This window comes from Streptomyces sp. NPDC001508 (assembly GCF_040298665.1).
Classification (GTDB): domain Bacteria; phylum Actinomycetota; class Actinomycetes; order Streptomycetales; family Streptomycetaceae; genus Streptomyces.
On the sequence record NZ_JBEPAP010000019.1, the window covers coordinates 58,826 to 62,922 of the forward strand.

The window sequence follows — 4,097 nt, forward strand, 5'->3', positions numbered from 1 at the left end:
ACCACAGCCAACCCGCCGCTCACACCCCGCTCCCCCTCCGCACGACACCAACCCGCCACATCCCACCAACCCACCGCGCGCCGCCGGGCCGGCGAGGGCCGGCCGGTCCTCGGCAGTTGCGGCGGCTTCCATCCCGCCGCACCCCGCCACCCCGCCGAACCCAGGGGGCGTCCCCGTGACGGTGGGTCATCGGGGTGGCCTCACCCAGCGTGGGGACAGGCGTTCGGCGGTCTCGAAGACGGCCTCGACGACCAGGGCGAAGACCGCGACCAGTACCGCTCCGGCCACCACCTGCGGTGTGCTGGCGAGGTTGAAGCCCGCTGTGATGATGCGGCCGAGGCCGCCCCCGCCCGCCAGCGCGGCGATGGTCGCGGTGGCGACGAGCTGGACGGCGGCGATCCGCACCCCGCCGAGGACCATCGGCAGAGCGAGCGGCAGCTCCACCCGGAACAGCAGCTGACGCCCGGTCATGCCCATCCCCCGCGCCGCCCGCACGACCCCGCGGTCGACCTCGCGCACGCCGACGTACGCGTTGGTGAGCAGCGGCGGCACCGCGAACAGCACCAGGGCCAGCACGGTGGGCCCCTCCCCCCAGCGGCCGACCGGGGTGAGCAGCAGCAGGACCAGCACGGCGAATGTGGGCACGGCCCGGCCGACGTTGGAGATGTTCACCGCGAGGACGCCGCCCTTGCCGAGATGGCCGAGGACCAGGGCGACGGGCAGCGCGACGGCGCAGCTGACGGCCAGGCAGACGACGGTCAGCACGAGGTGTTGCAGCAGCCGGTGCCGGATGCCGTCCTCGCCCGTCCAGTGCGCCGGGTCGGCGAGCCAGTGCCAACTGGCGCTGAGGGTCGTCATGCGCGGGCCGCCCGCGCCCAGGGAGTGATCAGCCACTGCACGCCGAGCAGCAGCAGATCGGCGGCGACCGCGATCAGCACGCACAGCGCCGACGCCGTCAGCACCTGCGCCTTGAAGTAGGTGTTCATCCCCGCGTAGATGAGATTGCCGAGCCCGCCGAAACCGACGATCGCGCCGATGGTCACCAGGGAGACCGCGGAGACCGTGGCGATGCGCAGTCCGGCCATGGCGGCGGGCAGGGCGAGCGGCAGCTCGACGGTGAGCAGCAGACGGATCGGGCCGTAGCCCATGCCGCGCGCGGCCTGCCGGGTCTCCTCGGGGACGGCCCGCAGCCCGGCCAGGATGTTGCGGACGAGCAGGGTCAGCGAGTAGAGCACGAGCCCGGCGACGACGAGGCCGGCGGAGAGCCCGTACAGGGGCAGGAGCAGGGAGAACATGGCCAGGGACGGAATCGTGTAGAGGATCGTCGTGACCCCGAGGACGGGCCCGGCGGCCCACGCCCAGCGGCGGGCGAGCACGGCCAGCGGGACGGCGAGCGCGACGCCGATCAGCACCGAGACGGAGGTCAGCCACACATGCTGCACCACCGCGTCGAGCAGGATGTGGCGCCGGGTGCTCAGATACGCACCGCAGATCCATGCGTTGCGCGCGAGGCAGTCGTGCGGGGGCGCGGTCACGGGTCCATTGCACCGGCGGGCCACGGGGTCGGCACGTTGTGGTGCCCCGTACGGGTGTCGCTGGCTACACCCGCCGATACGGGTTCTGCGCCCCGTGTGCCGCGGCCGTCCGCTCCGTAGCGTCGTCGTCGGCGGGCACATGGAGTGCCTGACGGAGAGGGATGACGATGTTGCGCACACCTTTGCGATGCACGCACGATGCGGGACCCGCCGCCGAGGCGCTGCGGCTGGTCAAGGTCACCAAGACGTACGGCAGCGGGGACAGCGCCGTGACCGCCCTTGACGGGGTCACGCTGGGCCTGGCGCGGGGCACGTTCACGGCGGTGATGGGGCCCTCGGGCTCGGGCAAGTCCACGCTGTTGCAGTGCGCGGCCGGTCTTGACCGGCCCGACAGCGGGATCGTGCTGGTCGACGGCACGGAGCTGACGGGTTCCGGCGAGGCGGAGCTGACCCGGTTCCGGCGCGGCCGGGTCGGGTTCGTCTTCCAGCAGTACAACCTGCTGGACACCCTGACCGTCGCGCAGAACACGGTGCTGCCGCTGAAGCTCGCGGGCCGGCGCGTCGACCGGAAGCGGGCCCGGGAGGTCCTGTCGGCCGTCGGGCTCGGCGACCGGCTCGGGCATCTGCCCGGCCAGCTGTCCGGCGGTCAGCGGCAGCGGGTGGCGATCGCCCGGGCGCTGGTCACCGAACCGCGGGTGATCTTCGCGGACGAGCCGACCGGCGCGCTGGACACGCGCAGCGCGCGGGAGGTGCTGCGACTGTTGCGGGAGGCGGTACGGGTGCACGGCCGGACCGTGGTGATGGTGACGCACGACCCGGTCGCCGCCTCCTACGCCGACTCCGTGCTGTTCCTGGCCGACGGCCGGCTCGCCGGGCAGTTGCCCGCGCCGACGGCCGACGCGGTCGCCGAGAGGCTCGCGCACCTGGGCGACGACGTGCCGGCGGGGGTGTGAGCGATGCTCGTACTGGCTCTGCGGTCGATCCGCAAGCGCCCCGGACGGTTCCTGGCGACGCTGCTGTCCGCCTTCCTGGGCGCGGTGCTCGTCATGGCCTTCAACTCGCTGCACGACACGGCCGGGCAGCCGGGCGTCGACGACGTGAGCGCCCAGACGCTGGCCACCACGGCGGGCGTCGTCGGCGGCTACGGCACCCTGCTGGTCTTCTTCGCCATCGCCTCCACGCTGACCGTGAACGTGCGGCAGCGGTCGGCCGAGGTGGAGTTACTGCGCTGCTCCGGGGCAACACCCGCGCAGATCAGGCGGATGGTCGTCGGCGAGGCCGTCGCCGTGGCCCTGGTGGGCACGGTCCTGGCGGTCGGTCCCGCGGTGCTCGGCGGGCGGGCGCTGCTCGGCGCGCTCCGGGACAGCGGCCAGGTGGCCGGCTCTGTGGAAGCCGCCTTCGGCCCGGTCGCGTTGCTGTCCGGAGCCGGTGTCACGCTGCTCGCGTCGGCGGGCGCGGCGTTCCTCGCCGTGCGCCGGGCGACGCGTCGGGGCGTGCGGCACGGCCGGGGGCGGACGCTGCTCGCGTACGGCGCGCTGGCCGCCGGGGCGCTGGCCGCGGCGAGCACGTACGCGTTCTCGGCGACGGACGCGGCACTGATGGCGGCGCCCGCGTACGGGGCGATCCTGCTGTCGGTGGGCCTCGCGCTGCTCGCGCCGCGGCTGTTCGGCGGGCTGCTCGCCGCGCTGCCGCTGGGCGGGGCGAGCGGCTGGCTGGCGGTGCGCAATCTGCGCCGCCGGGTGGACGAGCTGTCCGGGATCCTGATGTCGCTGGTCCTGTTCACCGCGATCAGCACGGCGACGGTGACCATGCAGTCGGTGGAGTCCGACGCCGTCGCGGCCTCGGGGCTGCGCAAGTCGGTCGACGCGAAGAACCTGGAGACGCTGAATCTGACGGTCGTCGGCGTCATCGCGGTGTTCGTCTGCGTCATGCTGGTCAACTCGCTGTACGCGGCGACCACATACCGCGGCTCGGAGTTCGGCCGGCAGCGGCTGGCGGGCGCCACCCCGGGCCAGGTGCTGGGCACGGTGGGCGTCGAGTCCGCGATGCTCACGGTGGTGGGGGTGCTGCTCGGCACGGTGGCCGCGCTCGCCGGGATCGTCCCGTTCACGATGGTCCGCACCGACGGCGCGCTGCCGGGCCAGACGCTCGGCGTCTGGCTCGCGGTCTGCGCGGTGGCCACGGCGGTCACGCTGACCACGAGCCTCGCGACGACGCACCGGGTGCTACGAACCCCGGCGATCGGAGCGGTGACCGCGACGGTGTGAGCGGCTACCGGTGCCGGGGCACGCGGTTGGGGTGCCGGGCACGCGGGTTGCCAGTGCCGGGGGCACGCCGGTTGCCGCTGCACGCCGTTACCGGTGCACGCCGTTACCGGTGACCGGGGCACGCGAGTTGCCGCCGCACGCCGGTTACCGGCGACCAGGGCACGCGAATTGCCGCCGCACACCGGTTACCGGCGACCAGGGCACGCGAATTGCCGCCGCACACCGGTTACCGGCGACCAGGGCACGCGAATTGCCGCCGCACACCGGTTACCGGCGACCAGGGCACGCGAATTGC

At 73.8% G+C, this 4,097-nt stretch carries 4 protein-coding genes; 2 read left to right on the forward strand and 2 right to left on the reverse strand.

The genetic code is table 11. The features are described from left to right. Window positions 1-186 precede the first annotated feature (186 nt). A complete protein-coding gene (locus ABT245_RS19120; protein WP_351735008.1) occupies window positions 187-858 on the reverse strand; it encodes an ABC transporter permease in 672 nt (223 codons plus the stop codon). After that, on the reverse strand, window positions 855-1,535 hold the full coding sequence (locus ABT245_RS19125) for an ABC transporter permease (RefSeq protein ID WP_351735010.1): 681 nt from the start codon (window positions 1,533-1,535) through the stop codon (window positions 855-857). Before ABT245_RS19125 ends, ABT245_RS19120 begins: the two co-directional genes overlap by 4 nt. A 167-nt stretch (window positions 1,536-1,702) precedes the next feature. Between ABT245_RS19125 and ABT245_RS19130 the strand changes: the two genes are divergently transcribed. Together ABT245_RS19130 and ABT245_RS19135 are read left to right on the forward strand one after the other, a co-directional pair. Beyond that, entirely contained in the window at window positions 1,703-2,488 is a 786-nt protein-coding gene (locus ABT245_RS19130) for an ABC transporter ATP-binding protein (protein WP_351735012.1), read from the forward strand. Window positions 2,489-2,491: 3 nt separating this feature from the next. After that, on the forward strand, window positions 2,492-3,802 hold the full coding sequence (locus tag ABT245_RS19135; protein WP_351735014.1) for an FtsX-like permease family protein: 1,311 nt from the start codon (window positions 2,492-2,494) through the stop codon (window positions 3,800-3,802). Window positions 3,803-4,097 lie beyond the last annotated feature (295 nt).